We start from the raw sequence: 24,569 nt of genomic DNA, 5'->3' as shown, positions 1-24,569 counted from the left end.
GCAACGCCGTTGCGTTAGTTGTAGTGTGAGCCTGTGCACCTGGCGTTCCTGCGCGACTACCACGAGGCCCTGGTCATCGCCCTGGCCCGGACCCGGCCGACGATCGAGCGCGGCACCGTCGCCGAGATCACCAGCCTGACCCCGCAGGCCGTCTCCAAGGTCCTCACCCGGCTGCTCGACGACGGCGTGATCGCCACCGCCGGGGTGCGCCGGGCCGCGCTGGGCAAACCGGCCGCGGTCTACCGCCTGGTGCCGGAGAGCCGGTGGGCGATCGGCGCGCACGTCACCCGGCGCGCCCTGCGCCTGGTCCTGACCGACCTGGCCGGCACCGTGCACGCCAGTGCGACGACCGCCCTGCCGGCCGACTTCACCCCGGACGACCTGCTCGGCCGGCTCGACTCCGGGGTCACCGCGATGATCCGCGAACACCGGCTGGACGACGACGGCCCGCGGCCCCTGATCGGCGTCGGCATCGGCATGGTCGGGCCGCTCGACCAGGCCACCGGCACCGTCCGCGACGCCCACCGGCTGCGCCACTGGCACGACATCCCGCTCGCCGAGCTCGCCGGGCAGCGGCTCGGCCGGCCGGTCCTGGTCGACAAGGACGTCACCGCCGCGGTGACCGCCGAGGCCTGGCGCCGCGACGCCGGCTTCCGCGACGCCGCGCTGATCATGGTGGAGAGCGGGGTCGGGGCCGGGCTGTGGCTCAACGGCGCCGCCCACCGCGGCACGCACACCAACGCCGGCGAGTTCGGGCACACCGTCATCCAGCTCGACGGGCCGGCCTGCGCCTGCGGCCGCCGCGGCTGCCTGGAAGCCGTCCACGACCGGGCCGCCGACCCGGCCGCGGCCGCCGCGATCCTCGGCGTCGGCGTGGTCAACCTGCTGCAGACGCTCGACCTGGGCCACATCGTGCTGGCCGGGGCCGACCTGCTGCGGCACGGCGAGATTTACCGGCAGGTCGTCGAGGACGCGGTGCGCACCCAGGTCCCGCGGGCCGACTGGCTCACCGCCGAGGTCACGCTGACCGGCCTGGGCACCGACGTGATCGCCGCCGGGGCCGCGATCCAGGTGCTCAACCTGCGCTACGGCCTGCCCGATCCGGTCGGCTTGCGCCTCCCTTAAGACCAAACCGATTGCGACGTACGGCGGAGGAATGCGCCCGCCGTCCGCGTTGTCTCTACTGGCGTCGAAAAGCTTTCCTCGAGGAGTTGAGTGCGATGGCCGACATCGTGGCCTGCCCCGCCTGCGGGCAGCGCAACCGGATCGGCGCGGCGGCGACCGGCAAACCGGTGTGCGGCAAGTGCCGTGCCGCCCTGCCCTGGATCGCCGACGCCGGCGACGACACGTTCGCCGCGGTGGCCGAGAAGTCGCCGATGCCGGTGCTGGTGGACATGTGGGCGCCGTGGTGCGGGCCGTGCCGCACGGTCGGGCCGGCGCTGGAACAGGTGGCGCGCGAGCTGGCCGGCCGGGTCAAGCTGGTCAAGGTGGACGTGGACCAGGCGCCCGGGTTGGCGCGGCGGTTCGCCGTGCAGGCCGTGCCGACGCTGCTGCTGCTCGACGGCGGGCAGGTCAAGGCCCGCCAGTCCGGGGCGGCGCCGGCCGCGGTGCTGCGCCGCTGGGTCGAACAGTCCCTGCCCACCCCGTCCCGGCCGTGACCACCCGGCTTCACTGGGCGGATTTGCCGCGGGCATGACGTTTCGCCTGCACCGATTGGCCGCGGAAGGTGCGCCGATAGTCCTGGGGTGGCACTCCGCGCTGCCGGACGAACTGGTCGCGCAGCGCACTGCCGCTGGTGTAGCCGACGTGGTGAGCGATGCGCTCGATCGGCAGGTCGGTCGTCTCCAGCAGCTCTTCGGCCTGGTTGAGGCGCTGGCTGGTGAGCCAGGCGTGCGGTGAAGTTCCGGTCGTCTGCTTGAACCGGCGCAGGAAGGTGCGGCGGCTGATCATGGCGCGGGCGGCGAGTTGGTCCACCGATGGCCGCTCGCCGAGATTCGCCTTGGCCCAGGTGAGTACCGCTTCGAGGCGGCAGTCGTCGTAGCTGGGCACCGGGGTGTCGAGGTACTGAGCCTGGCCACCGGTCCGGTGCGGCGGGGTGACCAGGTCGCGGGCGATCCGGTTCGCCACCGTCGCGCCGTGGTGTGCCCGCAGTAGATGCAGGCTCAGGTCGAGCCCGGCGGTGGCTCCCGCGCCGGTCGAGACCTGACCGTGGTCGATATAGAGCGCGTCGCGGCGGACCACGACCTTCGGGAACATGGCGGCCATCTCATCGGCATACTGCCAGTGGGTGGTGGCGTCCAGTCCGTCGAGCAGGCCGGCGGCAGCCAGCAGGAATGAACCGACGCAGTGACCGGCCACGATTGCGCCCCGTCGGTGGGCGGCGCCCAGCGCGTCCAGCGCACAGTCGTTGAGATCCTCGCGGAAGCTCGTCCCCGGCAGCACCATGATCAGTTCTGCCTTGGCGAACGCCTCCAGACCGTGCTCGATCTGCAGGGTGAGGCCACCGTCGGTCCGCAGGGTGCCCGGCCGGCGGGTGCAGAGCGTCAGGTCGAAGGCGGGCAGACCGGGTCGGAGATCAAAAACTCCGCTGGGGGCGAAGACTCCACTCACGACGCCGATGCTCAGCCCGGTCACGCCGGGGGGTGCGTAGGCGACCACATGGTGGAAGGCACTCACCGCAGCATGATGGCACGAAACCCTCGATCCTTGGCCGTCGTGCCGCTTCTTCTCGCCCGGGAGAACAGGCATGTTCGTCACTACCGATGGACTCAGGCCCTCGGTGGCAGTCGATGGAAACGCCTGTCATCAGGACCTCGAGGACCAGAGCCGCGATCGCGCGGCGACCGATCCGTTCCGTTCCGCAGAAGGGATAAGGGATACAGATGAATCGCAAACGCATACTCCTCCTGGAATCGTTCCCTCGCCGCTTACTGGCACTGCTGGTAGCGGTCCTGGCTGCCGTTGCCATCACGCCGAGCGCGGCGCACGCCGCCGTGCCCAACAACTACATCTTCAACAACAGCTCGGTCGGTATCGGCGTGTGGCACGACTATCACTCCGGAACCTACGACGGCGTCCTGTCGGCATATTCGAAAACGAAAGACCAGTGGGGCTGGGACCACGCATCGAAGTTCTACGTCGGCTCCGGGTACTGCTTCACCGCCTACCGGAAGACGGCCGGAAGTACCACCGCCGCCTGGGACATCGCCGTCGCCGGCGTGGGGCCCGTCACCTATCCCGGCGCCGGTGACTACAACAGCAGTTGGTGGAACTACGACTGGCAGATTCATCTCTTCCGCGTGGTCAACGGCGCCTGCGGTCCGCGAGTCTGAGCCGTCGATCCCAGTTCGGGGCCGGCTGCCGGCGACGGCGGCCGACTGGGGCGACGGGCCACGCCGACCCGCGATCGGAGACGGTTACGCCGTCCGCTCCGTCGAGATGGAGCGGACGGCGTAACCGGCCTACGTACTAGACGGCGGTTGTCGTGAGCTGGTAGTCGTCGCGCAGCTGGTCGGCCGTGGTGGCGCGGTCGAAGTGCCAGCCCTGGCCCAGGCCCACGCCCAGGCCGGCCAGCGCGGCCGCGTCCGGCGCGACCTCGATCCCCTCGGCGACCACCGTGGCGCCGACCGCGTCGGCGAGCTCGACCAGGGCGTGCACCACCACCGACAGCACGCGGTCGCCGGCCACGCCGGCGACGATGCTGCGGTCCAGCTTGATCACGTCGGGGGCGGTGGCGACGATGTGCCGCAGCGAGGAGAAGCCCGCGCCGACGTCGTCGATGGCCAGGCGCATCCCCCGGGCCCGCAGCGGCGCCAGGACCGCGGTCAGGTGGTCGTAGTCGTGGATCGGGTCGTGTTCGGAGAGTTCGAGCACGATCCGGGGCAGCGGCAGAGCGCTGAGCAGCTGCACGCCGGCCGGCGTGAACAGCGTCGCCGGGGAGATGTTCATCGCGACGTAACCGGAGACGTCCGGGAGATGGTCCGCGGCCCGGCGCAGTGCCGCCAGTTCGAGACTCTCCCGCTCGCCGATCAGGCCGGCGTCGGCGAACACCTCGTCCGGCGGCTGATTCCACTCCCGCGGGAACCGGCTGAGCGCCTCGGCGCCGACCCGGCGCCCGGTGGCCAGGTCGATGATCGGCTGCAGCAACACGACCGGGCCGGAGTCCATCAGCGGACGCAGCCGCTGCTCGATCCCGGCGTTGCGGCGCCGCCGCCGGACGTCCGGTTCGATGATCAGCGCGGCGGCGTGCGCCAGCACCTGCATGAGCACCCGGTCGCGGTCGGCGAGCTGCGGGTCGGCCTGGAAACCGGCGCTGCAGAACGTCCCGTAGACGCTGCCGTCGCTGAGCTCCACCGGCACCGAGATGTAGCTGCGGATGCCCAGCTGGGCGCCGGGCAGCCGCATCGCCGCCGGGAAGCCGGTGACGTCCGGGATCACCGGCGGTAGCTCGCCATCCATGATCACCTGACAGAACGAGGTCGCCTGCGGCCGGGTCGTGCCGTCCGGCAACGGCAGCTCCGAGTCGACCACCTCGAGGGTCTGCACCGTCCCGTCCATCCGGCTCAGGAAGGCCAGGCCCATCCCGAGCGACTGCCGGGCGGTCCGGAGCAGGTCGGCGACCTGCTCGGCCGTTTCGGTGCGTTGCGGCATGAACGTCCCCTCGTGACCTGCGGCGATAGCTGCCCTTTCATCGGCACCCGGGGCCACCGGCTGAGACCGGCGCTCAACCGGGCGGCGGCCCGATCTGCACCGGGTAGCCGACGGTCAGGACGCTCACGGTGCTGGGTGGGGTGATGACCTGGGCGGTGCCGGCGGGCGGGCGGGACAGCCGCTGGTGGTAGGTGTTGGTGGCCTCGTCCCACACGGTGAGGTGGTCGCCGGTGAGGACGGCGGGGCCGCGGCCGGTGTCGACGAAGACGCCGTCGGGCAGCTCACGCCAGGGGTGCGGGTGCCGCCGGCCACGGCCGATGCGTTCCGCGTGCAGTCGGGCATCCATCTGGTACGCGCGCGGCCGCTGCTCGCCGGTGGCCAGCGCCCAGGCGTCGCGGTAGGCGTTGTACGCGCCGCGGCGGCACCTGGCGCAGGGCCGGTGACCGGCGGCGAGGGCGACCGCCTCGTCGAGGAAGAACAGCTGGGTGTAGTGCCGCGGCTCCCACTGCGGCAGCCGGCAGTCCCGGTAGGTCAGGGCGCAGGTGATCCACGCCTTGACCTGATGGTTGCGGACCACGTCACGGGTGCCGCGGCCCTCGTGGAGGCGGCCGCGGTTGCCCATCCAGGCGCCGCGGCCGGCGCTGGCGACGATCAGACCGGTCGGCGCGACCCGGTTCCGAGCCGGCGGCTGTGCCATGCGATCAGGATGCCAGCAGGTCGAAGTGGAAACCGACGACGAAGACGATGAAGGCGAGCCACCGCAGATGGTGGCCGGGCCGTTTGCGGGCGAACAGGAAGCCGACCATCCGGTGCGCCGCGATCGGGATGCCGGCGGTCACCGCCAGTCCGAGCGTCGCCAGCCAGTCGAAGCGGCGGAACACCCGCCATGCCACGGCGAACGTGACGGCGGCGATCAGGGTGGCACGCACCCGATCCGAATCGCCGGTGTACCAGATGGCCAGCGGGATGACGATGATGAAGAAGGCGACGGTGCCCGACAGCTCCGCGATCAGTCGTGGCCCGCCCGTCTCGGCCCGGCCCCGCAACTGGTCGGGCTGCATCCAATACTGCAGGAACCGGTTGATCTCCCGCTGGATGAACAAGATCTGATCTCCGCACAGGCGCTTCTCCGGACCGTGGATCTCCGCATCGTGCGAATGCGCCGTCGGCACCTTGGCGACGATCTCGTCAAAGAGTTTCTGGCACTCCCCCAGATCGAACGCCCGCTCCAGCTCCATGGGGCTGCGAACCTCCCGGAGATAGCGGAACTTCGCCTTGCCGTGCCGCCCGACCCGCACGGTGAGCCGGTCGAAGAGCCGGTCGGCCACCTCCACGGAGTCCCGGTACTTCCGGATCCGGCTGACCGAGCGCCGCAACTCACGCCAGCGCTCCTTGGCGGCCTCACCCCGGTCGCGCAACTTGTCCGCGTCCGCGAGGTCGAGCAGCACGATGAGCCCGCCCGCGAACTGCAGCAGCTTGCCGCCCCGGGCCCACAGCAGCATCGGCCACCCGGCGAGCGTGAGCGCGCTGGTCGACTGGCCGTCGAGCCAGACACCCCAGGCACGGATCAGATCGCTGAAAAAGCCCATGACGCCCACAGCGTAACCGGATCAACTCCATGATGGACGCCCGTCGCGCCGGCCCGTGGGCGGTCAGCGGCGCAGGTGGACCTGGCCCTCGATCTCCACCGGGAGGCCGAACGGCAGCTCGGCCAGGCCGACCGCGCTGCGGGTGTGTGCGCCGGTCTCCGGGCCGAACACGTCGAGCACCAGGTCGGAGAAGCCGTTGATGACCTCGGGCAGGCGGTCGAAGCCGGGGGCGGCGTTGACCATGCCGAAGACGCGGCCCCAGGCGGCGATGCGGTCCAGGTCGCCGAGTTCGCGGGCCAGGCTGGACAGGATCGACAGGCCGGTCAGCCGGGCTGCCTGGTAGCCCTGCTCCGGGGTGAGCTGGGCGCCGACCTTGCCGCGCAGCGGGGACAGGCTGCCGTCGGCGGTCTGCGGGCCGTGCCCGGCGATGTAGGCGAGGTCGCCGACGACGTGCACGGAGCGGAACGGCAGACGCACCCCGGGCGGCGGGACGAGCGGGGGCGGGAGGGTCAGGCCGAGTTCGGTGAGGCGGTCGGCGATGTCGCTCATCGTTGCTCCTCTGCTGCGGTCTCGTTGCGCTTGGTGGCGGGCACGGCAGTTTAGAACGCGGTGGGCTGCTCACGACGTACGGGAGACGGAATTTGATCTTGATCTTGGGTGTGGGCGAGCGGGCGAAACAATAGAGGGATATAAATCTTTCATGATGGCTTTGGCACGCCTGCTGGCCGGTGTCGCGGCTCTGTCGATGGCGTTCGTGGCGCCGGCGCCGGCCGCGGCGCGGGTGCCCGGCTTTGTGGCGATCTCGCGGGCCGACCCCTCGATCCTGTCCGACATCCGGTATGCGAGCAGGCACAACTTCATCGGGCGGCCGATCGACGGATACCGGGAGCCGCTCTGCATCCTGACGACCGAGGCGGCGACGGCGTTGAGTGTGGCGCAGCGGGCGGCGGTGCGTCGGGGCTATTCGCTCAAGGTTTACGACTGTTACCGGCCGCAACGTGCGGTCGACGATTTCGTCGCGTGGGCCGAGGATCTCGGGGACACGGCGATGAAGGCCGAGTTCTATCCAGATCTGGACAAATCGGTGCTGTTCGAGCAGGGCTACATCGCGGCGAAGTCCGGGCACAGCCGGGGCAGCACGCTCGACCTGACGCTGGTGAAACTGCCGCCTCGGGCGCAGCCGGCCTATCGCCCGGGAAAGCCGCTGGTGTCCTGCAAGGCGCCGGTGTCCGAGCGTTTTCCGGACAACACCATTGACATGGGTACGGGGTATGACTGCTTCGACACGCTCGCGAACACTCTGGATCCGCGGGTCACGGGGCGGCCGCTGGACAACCGGCTGCTGCTCAAGCGGATCATGACCGATGCCGGGTTCACCAACTACGACCTGGAGTGGTGGCACTACACGCTGGCCGGGGAGCCGTACCCGGACACCTACTTCGATTTCCCGGTCGCACTCCGCTCGATCTGATGGCCAGTGCCGCCGCGGCGGTCAGGGGCGCTCGAAGCAGGGCGAGTCGACGAAGACGGCGAATCCGCTGGGTTCGCCGGTCTCGATGTCGAGCTTGTAGCCGTCCGGGGTCTTGGCGGCCAGGACGCCTCGATCCGTGTCGACGGTGCGGTCGTCGGTGATCTCGTAGCCTTTGCTCGTCCAGTCCGCACGGACCCGGGAGATCAACTCCAGGTGCGTTTCGCTGGTGGGCGCCGGCAGGTTGTAGACGCCCTGGACGGTGAAGACCGACTTGCTGATCTCGCCGGCCCGGCCGGTGCATCCCCGCGAGAGCAGGCTCGGGTTCTGCAACGCCTGGTGGGCGACCGCGGCGACACCGTCGGCGTGCTGCTGCACCTCGGTGTTCACGTCCTTCTCGGACTTGGTCTCCACGTCGCCGCCCAGGCAAGCGGCCAAGGTCAAGGCCGCGGCGGCCATCCACACCGCCGCCATCCGGCTCGTCGTCGGTCGGGTCATCGCCAGTTCTCCGGTCTTTCTCCGCTGTTGAGCGTGGTCTGGTCGTAGGCACCGGCCAGAACCCGGGACTGATTGTTCAGGCTCTCGCTGTCGGGATCCCAATAGTGGGTGTGACCATTGGTGTCGGCCGTCCAGTTGTTGCCGCCGAAGCCGGGGTCGGTCGGCGCCACGCCATGCAGATCGTCGGCGGCGACCTCGACGAACGGCACGGCGAGGGGTGCGATCGGGTTCACCACCGCGGCACCAAGGGTGTCCCACGGCTCGGCCGCCGACGCCCTGGCAACCGGGTCGCCGGTGGAAGCGCCGGCCCACACATGCCGCGGATCGGCCATCAGGTCGCTTGCCGAGTTCACGTGCATGCCCGGGCTCCCGGCCGTCACGATGTCGTCGACCGGGAGCTGGCCGCTCTTCGCGGCCTCGCCGATGACGGTCGTCCCGTACGAGTGGCCGATGGCGACCAGATGCCCGACGTCGCTTTCGTGAGTGACGCGCAAGCTCTGCATATAGCTCAGGTACGGATCCCGGCCGGCCAGCGAGCGGTCGTTGAAGGCGACGGACGTGTTGTTCAGGTCCGGCGCGTCGTAGCCGAGCCAGTAGACGGTGGAGACATCGCCTGCTCGCCACGGAGTCAAAGCGTCGGCCCTGCTGTTCATCGCCATGATCCGGCCGATGTTCTCGTCCATGCTGGCTTCGAGTGTCGTGCTCAGGCCGGGAACCCAGACGCCGGTGTGCCGGGCCGTGTCCGGGTTGCCCATTGCCATGATCACCTTGCCGTCTCCGGCATACGAGGTGGTGTCGAATCCGAGAAGCATTCCGCGCGGGCCCATCATCTCCAGGCCCCGCTCGATCGCCTCCACGCGATACAGCTGATCGAGAACCTCGTTCTGGTCGATCGACCCGTCGTCGATCTCGAGCCGGTCCTGCAGGAACTGCTTCTCCTGCGCCAGTCCGATCCGGTTGGCCCTGTCCCGGTCGCCGGCGGGCACGCCGTCCATCCAGCCGACCTCCCGCGGGAAGTCGCGGATGGCCTGATCCTGCTGATCTCGGGTAAGGCTTTCCCACCAGTCGTGCACCTGCGCCGGAGTCTTGCCCGTGAGCGCGGCGAAGTCGTTCGCGGTGATCCTCGGTCCGGTCCTGCCCGAGCCCGGCGTCGGTGGAATCTGGCCGAGCGCCTGCACGGTCTCAAGGTCCAAGCCTTTCGCCCTGGTCAGCAGCTCACCCAACTGCCGGGTGTAGTCCTGCACCAGCGCGGGGATACGCGCGGCCTGCGCGCTGTCCGGGATGCTGCGCGCGGAGACGGTCCCGGTGGCCAGGTCGATCACCAGGTTTTCCGCCGCGCACTCGCGCTGAATGTCGCCGAGCATGGACTGCAGGCTCAGGATCGTGTCGCCGTGCGTGCGCAACGCCCGGCTGATCTTCTGGCATGGGTCGTGGGTGCTGCTCAGCTCCGCCCGGAGCGCGTCAACCTTCTCCTGGGTGGCGTCGCCGGTCGGCCAGACCGCCGAAAGGTATTGCGACGCGGTGATGAACTTGCCCAGGCTGGAGTCGAGGCCCGCGGCCACCCGGTCCCATGCATCGGAGGCCTGCGCGAAGCTGCTCGCGTTCGTGTCAGCCAGAAGCCGCAGGGTGATGTCGCTCATCCGACGGCACCCATGTGCGGCCCGTGATACGGCCGCTGCGCCGGGGCGGTAGCCGTGATCGAATCGGCTGACTCCTGATCGGTGAGCTGGTACCGGATCGCAGCCCCGACTATGCCGGCGCCATTCAGACGGATCCGCCCGGACGTGTTCGCCGGCAGCCTTGACGAACCCGCCTTCAGCCACCGAAGCGGCGTCTTGGAGGCCACGGTCTGCCTGTGGCGCCAGCACGGTGACGACCGCTGGCACGCGGGCGATGTCGAGCTGCCCGACGGCGATGATCCCGACGGAGCCGACTGGCTGTTCGAGACCCTGCTCGACGGAACAGGGACGGCCTACCAGCGCTTCGCGGAGGACTACTACGAGACCGCGGTCCACGGCGACGCCGTCGCTGCGATCTTCGCACTGGGTCCGCTCACCGACGAGCTGGTGCAACGCCTGAATCCGGACGTCCGGCTCGTCGATCTGGCCGAAGACCTCGCCGAGATCGGCTATCCACCGGAACACGGATAGGCGCGTGCCCAGGCGTATGAGACGGGCCACACCTTTGCGGCTGCCGGATTAAGGGTGGGTGCCGCTGATTTGATCGTGTTGTGACTCTCGAATCGACCACGGGCGGCGCTTCGGCGGCCGTCGATGCGGCGCCGTTGTTCACCCCGTACGCAATGGGTGATCTTGAATTGGTCAATCGGTTTGTGATGGCGCCGATGACCCGGCAGTTCTCGCCCGGTGGGGTTCCCGGCGCGGACGTCGCGGCCTACTACGCGCGGCGGGCCCCGCACGTCGGGCTGATCGTCACCGAGGGCACCTACGTCGACCATCCGTCGGCCGGGTCCAGTGATCGGGTGCCGCGGTTCTACGGTGACGACGCGCTGGCCGGCTGGCGCGGCGTCACCCAGGCCGTCCACGCGGCCGGCGGGAAGATCGTGCCGCAGCTGTGGCATCTGGGCGCGACCCGGGCCGCGGGTGCGCCGCCGCATCCGGACGCGCCGGTGCTGAGTCCGTCCGGGCGGCGCGCCGACGGCAGCGTCGTCGGTGAGCCGGCGACGACCGCCGAGCTGGACGCGGTGGTGGCCTCGTTCGCGCGGGCGGCCCGGGACGCGCAGCTGGCCGGGTTCGACGGGGTGGAGCTGCACGGGGCGCACGGCTACCTGCTGGACCAGTTCCTCTGGTCGGGGACGAACGGGCGCGGTGACCGGCACGGCGGGAGCGCGGCGAACCGGGCCCGGCTGGGTGCCGAGGTGGTGGCCGCGGTCCGGGCGAGTGTCGGGCCCGATTTCCCGGTGCTGTTCCGGTTCTCCCAGTGGAAGGGCGGCGCGTTCGACGCGCGGATCGCCGAGACGCCCGGGGAGCTGGAGCAGATCCTGACCCCGCTGGTCGAGGCGGGCGTCACCGGGCTGCACGTCTCGACGCGGCGGTACTGGCTGCCGGGCTTCGAGGAGTCGGCGCTGACCCTGGCGGGCTGGACCAAGAAGGTCACCGGGCTGCCGGTCGTCGCGATCGGGTCGGTGGGCGTGGCGCAGGCCTTCCGCGGGGAGCACGAGGAGCCGGCCTCGACGCTGAGCATCGCGCCGCTGCTGGAGCTGTTCGAGCGGGGTGAGTTCGATCTGGTCGCGCTCGGGCGGGCGCTGCTGTCCGAGCCGGCCTGGCCGACCAAGGTGCGCGAGGGGCGGCTGGCCGAGATCCGCCCGTACGACAAGGATGACGAGAGCCGGCTCATCTGAGGCGGGAGGGATCACGATGACCTCGGGCACCGGGCGGGCCGACCTGGCGGCGCTGCGGCAGCAGTCGCACGCCGCCTGGCTGGCGTTCCACACCGCGCTGGAGCAGTACGCCGTCGTCCGGCTGCAACTGGCCGGGGCCCTGGTGCGCGAGGTGGCGCCGGACGCGCACAGCCTGGTGGTGCACGACATCCGCCCGCTGATCCTGCGCGACGGGACCGGCCGGGTCGGCTGGTTCGACCCGGAGATCACCGGTCATCCCGGCCTGCCGGCGACCGGCGCGCTGGATCTCGATCCGCAGGCGCTGCGGCAGGCCGCCTGCATCGCCGCCGAGGTCGCCGAGCTCAACCGGTACCGGTCGACGATCGGCGACCTCGCGGTCGACGGCTGGGCCGAGAGCCGGGGCTGGGACAGCCCGCTGAACCGGAATCTGGTGTGCCTCGACGTGGAGCGGGCGGTGCGGGGTGTGCCGCCGCCACCGGTGTTCGACGTCGACGAGGAATACCTGCGCAGCTGGCTCGACCGGTTCGAGTTCGAGGATGCCGGGCCGGGCGCGTACGCCACCTGGCCCAGCGCGCAGCTGAGCGTGTGCGAGCAGCCGCTGACGGCGGCGTCGATCGCCACGTTGTTGCGGCTGGCCGACGAGGACACCTACTACGAGACCGGCCTGGACACCGGCTTCCGGGTGGCCGGCACCTGGACGGCGCTCACCGCTGCCGGGCACCTGATCGCCGGGGTCGAGCTGCAGACGGGCCGCCGGATCAGTATCGGGCCGCTGACCGACCGGGACGTGCACGAACTGGCCGGCGGCCGGGACGGCGTCGACGCCGCGGTGGTGGTGGTGATCGTGGCGATCGCCCGGATGCTCAACGACGCCGCCGGCCGGGACGCGCTGGTGAGCATGACCGGCGTGGTGGACGCGGTGCTGAACGTGGCGCAGCAGGCGGGCTGGACGGCGGCGACCCGCGACCCCGCTTCCGGACCGCCCGCCGAGGCGACACCGGCGTAGTCGCGGCCGTTGGTCCCGTCCGGTCCGGGGCGCCGCCGGGGCCTTCGACCCTGTGCACGCCGCCGGCTGCGGCGGATGGTGAAAGGGTGACGATCACCGCGCACCTGTCGCGGTCGGCGCTCGCTGAGGTGGTGAGCCTTCGGCCGTTCCGCCGGCTGTGGCTGGTGTTCGGGCTGTCGTCGCTCGGCGACTGGCTGGGTCTGCTCGCGACGTCGTCGTTCGCGTCGACGCAGCTCAGCTCGCCGAAGGCGCAGGGCGCGGCCTTCGGCGGGGTGATCGTCGTGCAGCTGCTGCCCTGGCTGGTCCTCGGCCCGCTCACCGGTGTGCTGGCCGACCGTTTCGATCGCCGGCACATCATGGTGTCGGTGGACGTGGCGCGGTTCGCGCTGTTCGCCTCGATCCCGGCCATGGCGTCGCTGACCGGTGATCACGCGGTGGCGGTGGGGTGGGCCGCGATCGCCTCGTTCACCGCCCAGGTCGGCGCGATGCTGTGGGCGCCGGCCAAAGAGGCCGCGGTTCCCAATCTGCTGCCGGTGCGCCGGCTGGAGACGGCCAACCAGTTGACCATCATCACCACCTACGGCGTCACGCCGGTGCTCGCCGCGCTGGTCTTCGCCGGCGCCTTCCGGCTGCCGGTCATCGGCGGTGACGGCGCCGCCGCGGCCGCCCTCTACTTCAACGCTCTGACGTTCCTGGCCTGCGCGGGCGTCGTCGGGTTCGGGGTTCGCGAGATCTCCGGCCGCGGCCGGCCGTCGGGCCGCGGCGAAGGGGCGCGGGAGGCGATCACGGCAGGCGTCGGGTACGTGAGCCGTACTCCGCTGCTGCGTGGTCTGGTCGTGGGCCTGCTCGGGTCGTTCGCCGGGGCCGGGATCGTGATCGGCGCGGCCCGGTTCTACGCCCGTTCGCTCGGCGGCGGCGACGCCACCTTCGGGTTGCTGTTCGGCGCCCTGTTCGTCGGGTTCGGACTCGGCGTGCTGGCCGGGCCACGGCTGGTGGGGCGTCTCTCGCGGCGCCGGCTGTTCGGTCTGTCGGTGCAGCTGGCCGGACTGGGCGTGGTCCTGCTGGCGGTCACCCCCTGGCTCACCGTGGCGCTGCCGGAGGTGATGCTCACCGGCGCCGGTGCCGGGATGGCCTTCCTGTACGGCATCACCCTGATCGGCGCCGAGGTGCCCGACGCGGTCCGCGGCCGGGTGTTCAGCGTGATCCAGTCCGCGGCCCGGGTGGTGCTGCTGCTGGCGGTCGCGTCCGCCGGCGCTCTTGCCGGGCTGACCGGCTCCTGGCGGATGGTCCTCGGGCCGGTCGAGGGGCCGGTCGACGGGAGCCGGGTGCTGTACCTGCTCGCCGGCGGCTGCGGCATCGCGGTCGGCGTGGCCGCGCTGCGCCGGATGGACGATCGGCCGGGCATCTCGCCGGCCCGCGATGTGTGGCGGGCGATGACCCGCCGGACGGGCCATCCGTGACAATCGCTCGACGAGGAGATTCGCGATGACAGGACAAACTTCGCAGCTGAACGACGTCCGCGCCGACGACGTGGTCGTCGGGGTCGACGGCTCGTCGTCGTCGACAGCCGCGCTGCGCTGGGCGGCGCATCAGGCCCGGATCACCGGCGGCCGGCTGCTGGCGGTGATGGCTTGGGAGGTTCCGGTCTTCTACGGCTGGGCGCCCGCCTACCCGTACGAGGATCTGCCCGCGACCGCCGGCAAAGTGCTCGGCGAGACGGTGCGCGAAGCGCTCGGCGTCGGCGCGCCGGACGTGCCGGTCCTGGAGAGTGTCGTGGCCGGCCACCCGGCGCAGGTCCTGATCGAGGCATCCGGGCGTGCCGCGCTGCTGGTGGTGGGCTCGCACGGGCACGGGACGTTCACCGGGGGCCTGCTCGGTTCGGTCAGCCAGCGGTGTGTACACCACGCCCACTGCCCCGTCGTCGTCGTCCGTGACAAGGATTGACCGGGCTCAGGTTGCCGGCGTGACCAGTCCGTAGTGCCCGTCGTAGCGGTGGTAGAGCAGCCGGCCACGCCCGTCGGCGGCGTCGGCGAAGAACAGGAACGGCTGCCCGGTCAGGTTGAGACGGGCGACCGCCTCGGCGAGGGTGAGGCGCATCGCCGGACGATCGCTGACCGACAGCGGCACGGCCGTCACCGGCTCCGGCCGGTCGACCGGACGCAGCCGGGCCAGGCGGTAGGCGGTGGGGCCGCCCCGGTAGACCACGGCGTCCTGGCCGGTGCCGTCGTCGGTGAACAGATGCACGTCGTAGTCGAGCAGGTCCATGTCGAACACCGCCTCGTCGGGGGTCGTCCTCGCCGGCTCGTACGACTTGTGCCGTACCACCTGGCGTTCCGCCTCCGGACGAGGGAAGTAGGCCAGCGGATGCCGCTCGTCCGAGGCGTGCCGCCACTCGCCGGGCCGCGGCCGGCCGCCTCGCCGTGCCTCCCAGTGCCGTGCGCTGCGTGACAACTGCTGCCGCAGCCGGTCCTCGAGCAGATCGGCCGCCTCCCGCAGGGACGAGGCGGTGACCTGGCCGCGCACCAGCCGGCCGTTGACGTCCAGGTTCGCCTGGGCCCGGGCCGGCCGGGGCTCCCCCGCGTCCTCGAAGTAGGTGAGCTTCAGGCGTACGTGCAGGATCGGTTGCCGGCTGTGGCGGCAGGCCTGGAGAACTTTGTGCCGGGTGTAGTCGACCAGATCGGCGGGAACACGTCCGTGGGTCACGGCCGCGACGTCAGCCGTCGTGATCGGTTGCAGTCCGCTCATGCGTAACCACCCCAGAAACACGGTCGGGCGCCCACCGGCGGACCGGCGGCCACCGACGGCGGTTGACCCGTTGTGGCGATGGCGGGTCGTCGGCCGGAAAGCCGTTCTCCTTCAGTCCGCCGTCGAGGTGTCGCACCCCTGCGCCGGTGGGCGCACTTTCATACTTGCCCGGTGTCCGGTGCCCCGGACAGGGCCGCAAGTCCTGAGCTTGCCGGTGCCATGTTGCCGGGTACCCCGCGGGTCGGCTGGGTCCAGGCCGCCGTCGCGATCCTCCTGCGGCAGTCGTCCCGGGTGACACACCTCTTGACGCCGATGATCGCGAGCTACGCTTTGGTCGTCCGGTACGCCAGAGCTCACTGAGCAGGCCGGCGCGCCGCGAAGGGCGGCAGCTTGATGACGGTCCCCTTTCCGGAGGACGACTGGGCCACGGAACCATCCGAACGGTCATGGACACCCGGCGCCGCTCACCCCGGCCACCGGCCGCGGCCGCACGAGCGGCCACCCAGCTGGCTGTTGTCCGGCACGGACGCCGGGCGGGCGATCACCGGAGCCGGGCTGAGCGCGCTCGGCTACCACATCCTCTTGGCGGCCCCCCGGGGCGACGGCCATCCGGTCCTGGTCCTGCCGGGTCTGGGCGCCGGCGACTGGTCCACCATCGTTCTGCGCCGCACCTTGCACCACCTGGGCTACGCCGTGCACGGCTGGGACCTGGGCCGCAACCGTGGCCCCACCGCGGACGTCATCGAACAGGTTCCGCAGCGGGTCGCCTCGCTCGCCGACCGCTTCGAGCGCCGGGTCAGTCTCGTCGGCTGGAGCCTCGGCGGGATCTACGCCTACGCCGCGGCGCGGACTCATCCCGGCCTGGTCCGTCAGGTGATCACCCTCGGCAGTCCGGTCCGGATGACGCATCCGGCCCAGACCCGGGCCATGGCCTACTACCGGTGGAACGCCCACCGGCACGTGCCCGAGCGCCTGCTGCCGCCCTCGGAGTGGGATCAGCCGCCGCTGAAGATGCCGGCGACGTCGATCCTGTCCCGCTGCGACGGGATCGTCGCCTACCGGGCGTCGATGCTTCCGCCGGGCGCGAACCGGGCGAACATCGCGGTCATGAGCAGCCATTTCGGGCTCGGGCAGCATCCCGCGGTGTTGTGGGCGGTCGCCGACCGGCTGGCCCAGCCGGAGGACGACTGGCGTCCCTTCCGGCCACCGCTGATGTTGCGCATGCTCTTCCCGACGCTGCCGGAACTGGCCGGCGAAGCCGTCCGCACGCGATAGCCGGGACCTCGGCCCCTGGTGGGCCCGAACCCAGGTCGGCGACCGTGACCTCGGAAGGAGGCACGGTCATGCGTGGTGACCAGCAGCTCGTGGAGACGTTCGCGGAGTTGACCCGCTCGTGGTACCTGGCCGATCCCGGCGTCATCGCCCAGCAGATGACCGCGGCCGCCGCCGAGCTGGTGCCCGGCGGCGAGGAAGCGGCGCTGTGCCTGCTCACCAGGCACGGCCAGATCGTGCCGGCCGCCGCGACCAGTGACCCGGTGGCGGCGGCCGACCGCCTCTGGCACGCCACGGACGCGGGCCCGTGCCCGGTCGCGATCCGCGACGGCGGTGTCCATCAGGTCCCGGACCTGCTGGAGGACGACCGGTGGCCGGACGTCAGCCGGCGCGCCGAGCAGGTGTCCGGGCTCAGATGCGTCCTGACGCTGCCCATCGCCGCGGGCACACAGATGCTGGGCGCGCTGACCCTGGCCGCCCGGTCGCCCCGCGCGTTCGGGCCGTCGTCGGTCACCCTCGGCGGCGCTCTCGCCCTGCACGGCGCTCTGGCGCTGTCCGGCGCGGCCACCCGGGCCCGCAATACGGAACTGACCGAGGCGCTGCGGTCCAACCGGCTGATCGGGATGGCGCTGGGCATCGTCATGAACCAGCGCCGGGTGACCGCCCAGCAGGCCTTCGAGGTCCTGCGACGATCCTCGCGACACCGGCACCGGAAGATCCACGACCTGGCCGCCGAGATCGTCGAGACCGGCGAGGTGCCCGACGGACGTGCCTGACCGACCGGTGCGTGCGGCCCGAGCCGGCAGTCCGGGACCAAAGACCCTGGCGACCATGCGCCGAGCCCGGTTGTGCTGGTGCGGAAAGCCGAAACCTCCCCGATCGGGGAGGCCCCCGGAGCCGGGCTGTGCGAGGACCCGGCTCCCGAGCGATACCGATGGGAGGCCGGTGACATGGCCAACGGACTGCAACCCTGGCCGCAAGTCAGGAAAGGCGCCAAGGAACACCCGGTACCGACCCTGCAGTACCTGCTGCGGGCCCGCGGGCACACGGTCGCGGTCGACGGCATCTTCGGCCCGAACACCGACGCCGCGGTGCGCAGCTTCCAGCGGGAGAAAAGTCTGACGGTCGACGGCATCGTCGGCCCGCAGACCTGGGGCAAACTGATCATCGAGGTCCAGCGGGGCGCCGAGGGCGACGCCGTCCGCGGCGTGCAGGAGGAATTCCAGTACCGCGACCTCTCCGGCGAGCCGGCTCAGGGGCTGGCCATCGACGGCATCTTCGGCCCGCAGACCGAGGCCGCCGTGCGCGGCTTCCAGCAGGCGGTCCGCGCCGACGAGCCGTCCATGGCGGTCGACGGCATCGTCGGCCCGATGACCTGGCAGGCGCTGGTCAGCGGGATGTACTCGTTCTGATCCGCGGGACGGGACGGGGCGGGTCGGGCCGAACCGGGCCGGCCCGCCTCAGAGGACGAAGATCGCGATGGCGACGTACTGGCAGGCGGCGGCGACGCAGACGTAGGCGTGGAACACCTCGTGATAGCCGAACACGCCCGGGCTCGGGTCCGGGCGGTGCCGGTGATAGGCCAGCGCACCCACGGTGTACAGCACTCCCCCGGCCGCGACCAGCACGGCGGCGGCCACCCCGCCGCGCACCCACAGCGAGGGCAGCGCGAGGCACGCGGTCCAGCCCATGGCCAGGTACATCACGACCCGGAACCGATCATGGGTCCGCGGCCACGCGAGGTGCATGCCGACCGCGCCGAGGGTCAACAACCACAACACCGAAAGACAAACTATTCCGTACGTACGCGGCACCGCCAGCAGATAGATCGGGGTAGCGGTCCCCGCGATCAGCAGTGAGATCGTCGCGTGATCGGCGCGCCGCAGCACCCGCCGGGCCCGGGGCCGCCACCGCCCGAGGTGAAACAGCGCGCTGGTGCCGAACATCGCGGCGACGCTGACCGCGTAGACGGCCGCCCCGACGGTGGCCAGCACCCCGTCGGCGGCCACCACGACCAGCGTCCCGAGGATCAGCGAGGCCTCGAAGCAGACCAGGTGCGACCAGCCGCGCATGACCGGTTTGGGATCGGGCGGGTCCCGCCACGAATCATCGACGACCGCGGACGGCCGACTGTCCCGGCGGGCCACCGGGGCTTCGGGATCTGATCGGGACATGGCGCCCTCCTGCGGAACAGCATCGGCTGAGGATCGCCGGGGTCCGGGGCGAGAGCACGCCGGGCATCCCTCACCGGATGCCTTGCGGTTGCCTTCAAGGATGCTCCCGCCGCCGGTGTCCCCGCTTTGCGGACAGCCGTTTCCTTGCTGGGCCACACCCCGGTGGCGTAAGGCTCAGGGGCTGATCCGACGAGTTGTCATCCGGCCCCTCGGCCCGAGCTGTGAGCCCACCGAATCGGAGTGGCCGCCTGGGTGCGGCGGTCACGGCCCCCCGATTGGCATACTCGAGCTGTGGCCCGGATCTGTCCGCGTCCGGCCTGGGATCCACTCAAACGGGGGCTCCTCGCTGGCACGGTTGGTCACGTGTAGCTAGCATGTCCGGGTAGTGGGCCGTGACCCAGGGCTGTTCAGTCCGCCCGGTGCAACGGTCCTGGCGCTGCTCCAGACCCCGGCGGCGACCTTTGGCGAGTCACACGTGCGTCCGTTCGTGGAGCGGTCATGGATCCGTCACGGTCTCCGGCAACACCGGATGATCAGATGCGACAAGCCGAGGACGACACCGGTGCGCAGCCGGACGCCGGCTTGCTGACTGTCGACTTCCGCGCGGTTGACCTGGGTCGTCTGCGGTCCGCGGTGCGTGACCGCAGCCGCGGTTGGGGACTGGCCGGTCCGCGGCTGGCGCGGTTCGTGCTCGCGGTGCACGAGGGGTGCGCGAACGCCGTGCAGCACGGCGGCGGACGGGGCCGGCTGGTCCTGTGGCGGCGAGCGGATCGCCTGTGCTGCAGGATCACCGACGAGGGGCCCGGCATCCCCGCGAAATGGCACCTCGATGGTCATCGACGACGCGACGGGGTGATGCCGCCACGCGGGCTGTGGCTGATCAACTACGTGTGCGATCAGGTAAGGCTCAGCAGCGACCGCACCGGCACCACCTTGCTGCTGGACCTTCGGATCCCGGCGCCGTACGACGATTAGCGACCCGCGCAGGCCTTCCCGCTCGGCTCGCAGCCAGTGGCCGCCGGTGCGTCGACCGTCCATCCGCCCACTAGTTCTGATCCACGCGGCGTTTCGGAGTTGCCATGATGTCCTCGGTTCAGCAAGCTGGCCGCTGTGCGATGGCTGCCTCGGACGCGGCTCCGACCGACGGAAGTGAGCGACGGGTGCCGGCTCTGGCATGGTGGGCATGAGACTGACACATCCAGGTGATCTGGTATGCCCGACAAGCTCCAGACCGCGGTGTCGGACCAGCGGACGGAGCCGGCCATGAACCCTCACCAGAGCACACCGCCGGGCGATCGGAACGGGTCGATCTCGCAGGCCTTCGTCGAGCTCGCGGCCATCGGCGGCGAGGGGGGCCACCAGCTGGACGTCGCACACACCCTGGCCCGATGGAGTCTGCGGCTGCTGGATGTCAGCGGTGCCGGCGTGATGCTGCCCGATCAGCGCGGCATGCTGACGTCGATGGCGGTGTCGTCGGAGGCCGTGCGCCTGCTCGAACAACAGGAGCTGGCCGCGGACCGCGGACCTTGCGTGGAATCGCATCGTCAGGCTCGCGAACTCGTGTTCGCCGATGTCGACGTCACCGACGAGCGATGGCCGGAGCTCGGCGTGCTGGCAAGGGCCAACGGCATCCGCGCGATCCACGCGATCCCGCTGTTCGCCGGGGACGCGACGGTCGGGGTACTGAACCTGTTCCGGCCGAGCACGGGCGGATTGGGCGGGCCGGACTCACGACTGGCCCGGTCGATGGCGGCCACGGCCGGCGAAACCGTGCACCGGCTCCAGACGCACGCCCAGGCCCCGGTCAGGATCGACGAGTTGACCGCGGCGCTGGCCGAGGCGACCGTTGTCGAGCGGGCCAAGGGCATGCTCGCGGTCCGGTGGCGACTCGATCTGGACACCGTGTCGGCGGTGCTGCGGCATACCGCTCGTGCCCGGCGGCTGCGGGTGGGGCAACTCGCCGAAGCGGTGCTCACGGGAACCGCAACGGTCGACTTTCCGCTGCTGGTGGATCCGTTGGATGCCGACGATGACTGACGAGCGGGCTGCGGACGCCGTGCCGGCCGGGGCCGTCACGGTGATGGGGCCAGGCGGTGCCCGATCGGGCGTCGGGCCGGGCTCTTACGTACAGGACGAGGCGACCGGACGGGGAAGGGGCGGTGATGACGGATGACGCGACCGTGACCGGGCCCGGCCCCGATCACCTCAGCACCGCGATCCTGGAGATCATTACCGCGGGCGCCGGGGGCGACGACCACCTGGAACCGGTCCGTGCCCTGCTGCGATCCAGCCGGCGGCTCCTGCACGCCAGCGGCGCCGGGGTGTCACTGGCCGATCCCGAGGATCGACTCCGGGTGGTCGCGGTGACCTCCCCGGAGGTGGGACGCCTCGAAGCGGCGGAACTGGCGGCCGGCCGCGGACCGTGTGTGGAGTCGCACCGCCGGGCTGTTGCCGTGGTGTACCCCGACGCCGAGATCACCGACCCCCGCTGGCCGGGCCTGGGACCGGCGATCCTGGCCACCGGCGCCCGGTCGGTGCATGCCATCCCGATGCTGGGTGGCCGGCGTCGGCCACTCGGGGTGCTCAACCTCTTCCACGCCGAGCCCGGGCCGCTCGACGAGCAGACCATCGCCTCGGCCAGCGCGCTGGCCGAGGCCGCCGCGTACACCGCACGCCAGCTCGACGCGCTGCGCCGCGGTCGTCTGCGAATCCAGCACCTGGAAACCGCGCTGGCCAGCCGGGTGACCATCGAGCAGGCCAAAGGCATGCTAGCCGTGTACTGGCGGACCAGCCCGGATGCCGCGTTCACCCGGCTCCGTCAGGTGGCCCGCGACACCAACCAGAGCCTTCACGAACTCGCCGCGCGAGTCGTCTCCGGAACCTTCCCGGCGCCCGCGGACGACGGCATCCCGGAAACCGGGCAGAATCCATGACCGCACCCGACGGCCGAGCACACCGGCTACTGCGTCAGCTGGTCTCCGCGCTTCGCGCTCGCGGGGGCATCACCGCGCTGGCCACCGACTGTCACCGGCAGCTACCCGACCTCGACGGCGTCGCTCTCAGCATCCACGCCGGGTCGTCGGGCTGGCTCCTGCTCAGCGACAGCGGCCCGCGGTCCGATCAACTGGAGGACCTGCAGGACCAGTTGCGGCAGGGACCGCGCCTGGACAGCTTCGCCCACGGCGAGCCGGTCGCGGTCGCCGATCTGAGCACACCGGCCGCGGCCCGGCGCTGGCCCGCCTTCGCCGCCCAGGCGCCGGCCCGCGGCATTCGTGCCGTGTTCGCCTTCGCCGTCACACACGACGGGAAGCCGATCGGCGTTCTCACCCTCTACCGCGGCGTCGCCGGGCCGCTCACGCTCCACGCCGGCGAGATTGCTTCCCGCTACGCGCTTGCCGCCGCGGTGCTGCTGCTCGACACCATCAAGTCCGACGGGACCGGCCACCCCGCCATGACGATGCCGGTCGGCGCCGCGTCGGTGCAACAAGCCGTCGGCATGGTCATGGCATACACCGGCACCGACGCCGACGCGGCGCTGCACCTGCTCCGGGCCTACGCCGAGGAGAACGCGCGGTCGATACACGAGGTCGTCTCCGAGACCCTCGCCGGCCGGCTGACCTTCCGGCCGGGCGCGGACGGGCCGCGGCGGTGAGCCCTCTCCCGTTACTCGAAGGGTTTCGCAGCCGCCGTCGGTCGAACGACTTTCCATATCGATAATGATCCATGCATTTCGCGTCGGTCGACCGAGCCGGGTCAGCCGCCAGGAGACGGAGGTTTCGAGGTGCAATGTCAGGTCCTTTCGCTCGTGGACCACGAGACGGCCATCATCGAGATGACGGTCACCGGGAGTTGGGGGCGGCCGTTGTGGCAGCAGGCGCACGACAGCGTGCGCGAGAACCTGTCCGCCCACCCACCGGGCCTGCTGCTCGACCTGAAGTACCTGGAGGATCCCGCCGCGGGTAGTGCACCGCTCTGGCTCAGCGTCGGCGAGCAGGCGGCCCGGCTGCAGCCACCGGTCCCGGTTGCGGCGTGTCTGCCGATCGGATCGGTCCTGACCGAGCGACTGGAACGGCTGGGTGCACGCCGCCGCCTCACGGTCGACGCCGACCTCGAGGAGGTGCGTGCCGCCCTGAACGACCGCCGGCCGTCGACCGATCAGATCCGTCTAAAGCTCGCCCCCGAGCCGATCGCCGCGGCCGTGGTCCGTGATCTGATCAGAGCGGCCTGCCAGGAGTGGCACCTGGAGACGCTCCTGCCCCGGGCCCAGCTCGTGGTCTCCGAACTGGTCGGCAACTCGGTCGAGCACGCCGGCACCTATCTCGACTTCGTGGTGACCCGGCTCGGCCCGCTCCGGCGCGGCATCGTCCGAGGTCCCAGCCGGCTTCGGGTCTCCGTCTACGGCCGCGACCCACAGCTGCCCCGGCTGCCGGCTCCGGAGCTGAGCTACACCGGGCCGCACGAACAGCGAGGGTACGGGTTGCGCATCGTCGAGGCCGCCGCCCGGTCCTGGGGTGCCCTGCCCACACCGGATGGCAAGGTCGTATGGGCGGTGCTGCACGACGACACGCCGGTCACCCCCGCCCCGCGGCGATAGGGCCGGCCCTCCCCCGCGACCGGTCGTGCCGGGCTAACGAGCGGGCTTGGACCGGGCGAGCAGGAAACCGGTCACCGCGGGGGCGAAGGCGGGCCCCAGCCGGGGCACGTGCGTGCCACCGTTGATCGTCCATGCCTGCACACTCGATCCACCGGCACAACCTTGCTGGTAGGTACGAACCGACGTTTCCGCGGCCGGCAGGTCGGTGACCAGATCGAGCCCCGGAGCGTCGCGGCCCTCCGCCACGCACCGGTCGTAGCCCAGCCATTGCGTGACGGTGGCGGCCGCCGACGGGTAGGTGACGCCGTCGATCGCGCCACCGGCGAAGGCGATGCTCTCGTCGTCGGTGCTGTGGATGGCGAGCACGCTCACCGGTTCGGACGGCCGGCACCGTGCGGGGTCGTTCCAGCCGGCACCGTTGACGGCGACGATCGCGGTGATCTGGCCGGCGTGATCACAGGCCATCCGGAAGGCCATGAACGCGCCGTTGGAGTGGCCGATCAGGTAGACGCGGCCACGGTCGATCCGATAGGTACTCTGGATCGAAGAGATGAGTGCGCTCAGATAGCCCGAGTCGTCGGGTTTCGCTCCGAAGAGGTCACAGCACGCGTCGGTGGCATTCCAGAAACGATCACCGTGATCATCGGTCGACCCGTCCGGGTAGGCGTAGACGAATCCCTGCCGCTGCGACTCGGGGGTCAGCCGCAGGTACGTCTCCAGTTCCGCGGCGTCGGAGGTGTAGCCGTGCAACGCGACAACCAGCGGCGCGGGACGAGCCGGGTCGTAGGAGTCCGGGACGTGCACGGTGACCGGCCGGCCCCCGATCGTCACCGTGGCGGTGCCGCTCGACGGCATCACCACCGGGATGCCCGGCGACGGGCCGGAACCACCTGCTGAACCGCAGGCCGTCGCCGCCATGACCGCCGCCACGGCGATCATCGCCCCGACCACCCGCCCTCTGTGCCGAGCCATCACGTCCTCCCGTACGAGGATCCCGGTCAGAATACCGCCGAACAGCCCCCGTCGGCGGCCCCGGCCGGCGTCCGGTCCGGGCACCGATACCCCTGTGCGAGCGGGGACGTTCGCCTCTACCCCGCGGACGGGAGACCGGGCCACGATCGGTCGACGGGCGCCGCTGAACCGTAGCCGGCCGTGCCCCGGCCGGCTCGGCGGCGGACAACATCCATCGGTACGGCCAGGTGATCCAACCGC

At 71.2% G+C, this 24,569-nt stretch carries 26 protein-coding genes and 1 pseudogene; 17 read left to right on the top strand and 10 right to left on the bottom strand.

Annotated elements, in window-relative coordinates; translation table 11 throughout:
• Positions 1-33: 33 nt before the first annotated feature.
• Both L3i22_RS22650 and trxA read left to right on the top strand, forming a co-directional pair.
• A complete protein-coding gene (locus L3i22_RS22650) occupies positions 34-1,125 on the top strand; it encodes an ROK family transcriptional regulator (protein WP_221328954.1) in 1,092 nt (363 codons plus the stop codon).
• Positions 1,126-1,220: 95 nt separating this feature from the next.
• The gene (gene trxA, locus L3i22_RS22645; RefSeq protein ID WP_221328953.1) at positions 1,221-1,658 is read left to right on the top strand and encodes a thioredoxin; all 438 of its coding nucleotides are present in this window, start codon (positions 1,221-1,223) and stop codon (positions 1,656-1,658) included.
• A 10-nt stretch (positions 1,659-1,668) separates the two neighbouring features.
• Here the strand turns inward: trxA and L3i22_RS22640 are convergent, their stop codons facing one another.
• Positions 1,669-2,676, bottom strand: a complete 1,008-nt coding sequence (locus L3i22_RS22640; RefSeq protein WP_255658497.1) for a GlxA family transcriptional regulator — start codon at positions 2,674-2,676, stop codon at positions 1,669-1,671.
• Positions 2,677-2,882: 206 nt separating this feature from the next.
• Between L3i22_RS22640 and L3i22_RS22635 the strand changes: the two genes are divergently transcribed.
• Positions 2,883-3,332, top strand: coding sequence for a hypothetical protein (locus tag L3i22_RS22635; protein ID WP_221328951.1), 450 nt, complete (start codon positions 2,883-2,885; stop codon positions 3,330-3,332).
• A 136-nt stretch (positions 3,333-3,468) separates the two neighbouring features.
• Here L3i22_RS22635 and L3i22_RS22630 read toward each other — a convergent pair whose 3' ends face one another.
• From L3i22_RS22630 to L3i22_RS22615, 4 genes are all read right to left on the bottom strand, one after another.
• Positions 3,469-4,650 (bottom strand): EAL domain-containing protein, encoded by a 1,182-nt coding sequence (locus L3i22_RS22630; RefSeq protein WP_221328950.1) that lies wholly within the window; start codon positions 4,648-4,650, stop codon positions 3,469-3,471.
• Between the two features lie 73 nt (positions 4,651-4,723).
• Positions 4,724-5,347 (bottom strand): hypothetical protein, encoded by a 624-nt coding sequence (locus L3i22_RS22625; RefSeq protein ID WP_221328949.1) that lies wholly within the window; start codon positions 5,345-5,347, stop codon positions 4,724-4,726.
• 4 nt (positions 5,348-5,351) lie between these two features.
• Positions 5,352-6,239: a hypothetical protein gene (locus L3i22_RS22620; RefSeq protein ID WP_221328948.1), complete on the bottom strand. Its 888-nt coding sequence runs from the start codon at positions 6,237-6,239 to the stop codon at positions 5,352-5,354.
• A 63-nt stretch (positions 6,240-6,302) separates the two neighbouring features.
• Positions 6,303-6,788 carry a RidA family protein gene (locus tag L3i22_RS22615; RefSeq protein ID WP_221328947.1) on the bottom strand — a complete coding sequence of 162 codons (486 nt, stop codon included), beginning with the start codon at positions 6,786-6,788 and terminating at the stop codon, positions 6,303-6,305.
• 151 nt (positions 6,789-6,939) lie between these two features.
• Here L3i22_RS22615 and L3i22_RS22610 point away from each other — a divergent pair, with 151 nt between their 5' ends.
• Entirely contained in the window at positions 6,940-7,710 is a 771-nt protein-coding gene (locus L3i22_RS22610; protein WP_221328946.1) for a M15 family metallopeptidase, read from the top strand.
• A gap of 21 nt (positions 7,711-7,731) precedes the next feature.
• On the opposite strand, the gene L3i22_RS22605 is transcribed toward L3i22_RS22610, so the two are convergent.
• Together L3i22_RS22605 and L3i22_RS53640 are read right to left on the bottom strand one after the other, a co-directional pair.
• Positions 7,732-8,205 carry a hypothetical protein gene (locus L3i22_RS22605; protein ID WP_221328945.1) on the bottom strand — a complete coding sequence of 158 codons (474 nt, stop codon included), beginning with the start codon at positions 8,203-8,205 and terminating at the stop codon, positions 7,732-7,734.
• Positions 8,202-9,845 carry an alpha/beta hydrolase gene (locus L3i22_RS53640; RefSeq protein ID WP_255658496.1) on the bottom strand — a complete coding sequence of 548 codons (1,644 nt, stop codon included), beginning with the start codon at positions 9,843-9,845 and terminating at the stop codon, positions 8,202-8,204. Before L3i22_RS53640 ends, L3i22_RS22605 begins: the two co-directional genes overlap by 4 nt.
• A gap of 138 nt (positions 9,846-9,983) precedes the next feature.
• Between L3i22_RS53640 and L3i22_RS22595 the strand changes: the two are divergent.
• The 5 genes and pseudogenes from L3i22_RS22595 to L3i22_RS22575 form a co-directional block, all read left to right on the top strand.
• A pseudogene (locus L3i22_RS22595) lies at positions 9,984-10,355 on the top strand (hypothetical protein); the annotation flags it as partial.
• A gap of 80 nt (positions 10,356-10,435) precedes the next feature.
• The gene (locus tag L3i22_RS22590; RefSeq protein ID WP_255658494.1) at positions 10,436-11,566 is read left to right on the top strand and encodes an NADH:flavin oxidoreductase; all 1,131 of its coding nucleotides are present in this window, start codon (positions 10,436-10,438) and stop codon (positions 11,564-11,566) included.
• A gap of 16 nt (positions 11,567-11,582) precedes the next feature.
• Positions 11,583-12,572 (top strand): hypothetical protein, encoded by a 990-nt coding sequence (locus L3i22_RS22585; RefSeq protein WP_221328944.1) that lies wholly within the window; start codon positions 11,583-11,585, stop codon positions 12,570-12,572.
• Positions 12,573-12,658: 86 nt separating this feature from the next.
• Entirely contained in the window at positions 12,659-14,032 is a 1,374-nt protein-coding gene (locus tag L3i22_RS22580; RefSeq protein ID WP_221328943.1) for an MFS transporter, read from the top strand.
• 25 nt (positions 14,033-14,057) lie between these two features.
• The gene (locus L3i22_RS22575) at positions 14,058-14,516 is read left to right on the top strand and encodes a universal stress protein (protein WP_221328942.1); all 459 of its coding nucleotides are present in this window, start codon (positions 14,058-14,060) and stop codon (positions 14,514-14,516) included.
• 6 nt (positions 14,517-14,522) lie between these two features.
• On the opposite strand, the gene L3i22_RS22570 is transcribed toward L3i22_RS22575, so the two are convergent.
• Complete coding sequence (locus L3i22_RS22570; RefSeq protein ID WP_221328941.1) at positions 14,523-15,317, bottom strand: HPF/RaiA family ribosome-associated protein; 795 nt, start codon at positions 15,315-15,317, stop codon at positions 14,523-14,525.
• Between the two features lie 513 nt (positions 15,318-15,830).
• Here L3i22_RS22570 and L3i22_RS22565 point away from each other — a divergent pair.
• The 3 genes from L3i22_RS22565 (at position 15,831) to L3i22_RS22555 (ending at position 18,001) form a co-directional block, all read left to right on the top strand.
• Entirely contained in the window at positions 15,831-16,592 is a 762-nt protein-coding gene (locus L3i22_RS22565) for a triacylglycerol lipase (protein WP_221328940.1), read from the top strand.
• A 68-nt stretch (positions 16,593-16,660) separates the two neighbouring features.
• A complete protein-coding gene (locus tag L3i22_RS22560; protein ID WP_221328939.1) occupies positions 16,661-17,365 on the top strand; it encodes a GAF and ANTAR domain-containing protein in 705 nt (234 codons plus the stop codon).
• 174 nt (positions 17,366-17,539) lie between these two features.
• The gene (locus L3i22_RS22555; RefSeq protein ID WP_221328938.1) at positions 17,540-18,001 is read left to right on the top strand and encodes a peptidoglycan-binding protein; all 462 of its coding nucleotides are present in this window, start codon (positions 17,540-17,542) and stop codon (positions 17,999-18,001) included.
• Positions 18,002-18,049: 48 nt separating this feature from the next.
• On the opposite strand, the gene L3i22_RS22550 is transcribed toward L3i22_RS22555, so the two are convergent.
• Positions 18,050-18,763 (bottom strand): hemolysin III family protein, encoded by a 714-nt coding sequence (locus L3i22_RS22550; RefSeq protein ID WP_221328937.1) that lies wholly within the window; start codon positions 18,761-18,763, stop codon positions 18,050-18,052.
• Positions 18,764-19,261: 498 nt separating this feature from the next.
• Here L3i22_RS22550 and L3i22_RS22545 point away from each other — a divergent pair, with 498 nt between their 5' ends.
• The 5 genes from L3i22_RS22545 to L3i22_RS22525 all read left to right on the top strand — a co-directional run bounded on the left by L3i22_RS22545 (position 19,262) and on the right by L3i22_RS22525 (position 23,357).
• Positions 19,262-19,738, top strand: coding sequence for an ATP-binding protein (locus L3i22_RS22545; RefSeq protein WP_221328936.1), 477 nt, complete (start codon positions 19,262-19,264; stop codon positions 19,736-19,738).
• 237 nt (positions 19,739-19,975) lie between these two features.
• The gene (locus L3i22_RS22540) at positions 19,976-20,800 is read left to right on the top strand and encodes a GAF and ANTAR domain-containing protein (protein ID WP_221328935.1); all 825 of its coding nucleotides are present in this window, start codon (positions 19,976-19,978) and stop codon (positions 20,798-20,800) included.
• Between the two features lie 125 nt (positions 20,801-20,925).
• A complete protein-coding gene (locus L3i22_RS22535) occupies positions 20,926-21,696 on the top strand; it encodes a GAF and ANTAR domain-containing protein (protein WP_221328934.1) in 771 nt (256 codons plus the stop codon).
• Positions 21,693-22,415, top strand: coding sequence for a GAF and ANTAR domain-containing protein (locus L3i22_RS22530; RefSeq protein WP_221328933.1), 723 nt, complete (start codon positions 21,693-21,695; stop codon positions 22,413-22,415). The genes L3i22_RS22535 and L3i22_RS22530 overlap by 4 nt, the downstream gene beginning before the upstream one ends.
• A 153-nt stretch (positions 22,416-22,568) precedes the next feature.
• Entirely contained in the window at positions 22,569-23,357 is a 789-nt protein-coding gene (locus L3i22_RS22525) for an ATP-binding protein (protein WP_221328932.1), read from the top strand.
• 33 nt (positions 23,358-23,390) lie between these two features.
• On the opposite strand, the gene L3i22_RS22520 is transcribed toward L3i22_RS22525, so the two are convergent.
• A complete protein-coding gene (locus tag L3i22_RS22520; protein ID WP_221328931.1) occupies positions 23,391-24,329 on the bottom strand; it encodes a PHB depolymerase family esterase in 939 nt (312 codons plus the stop codon).
• Between the last annotated feature and the right edge of the window lie 240 nt (positions 24,330-24,569).

It is taken from the genome of Actinoplanes sp. L3-i22, from assembly GCF_019704555.1.
GTDB lineage: Bacteria > Actinomycetota > Actinomycetes > Mycobacteriales > Micromonosporaceae > Actinoplanes.
This window is presented reverse-complemented; position numbering and strand designations above follow the sequence as displayed.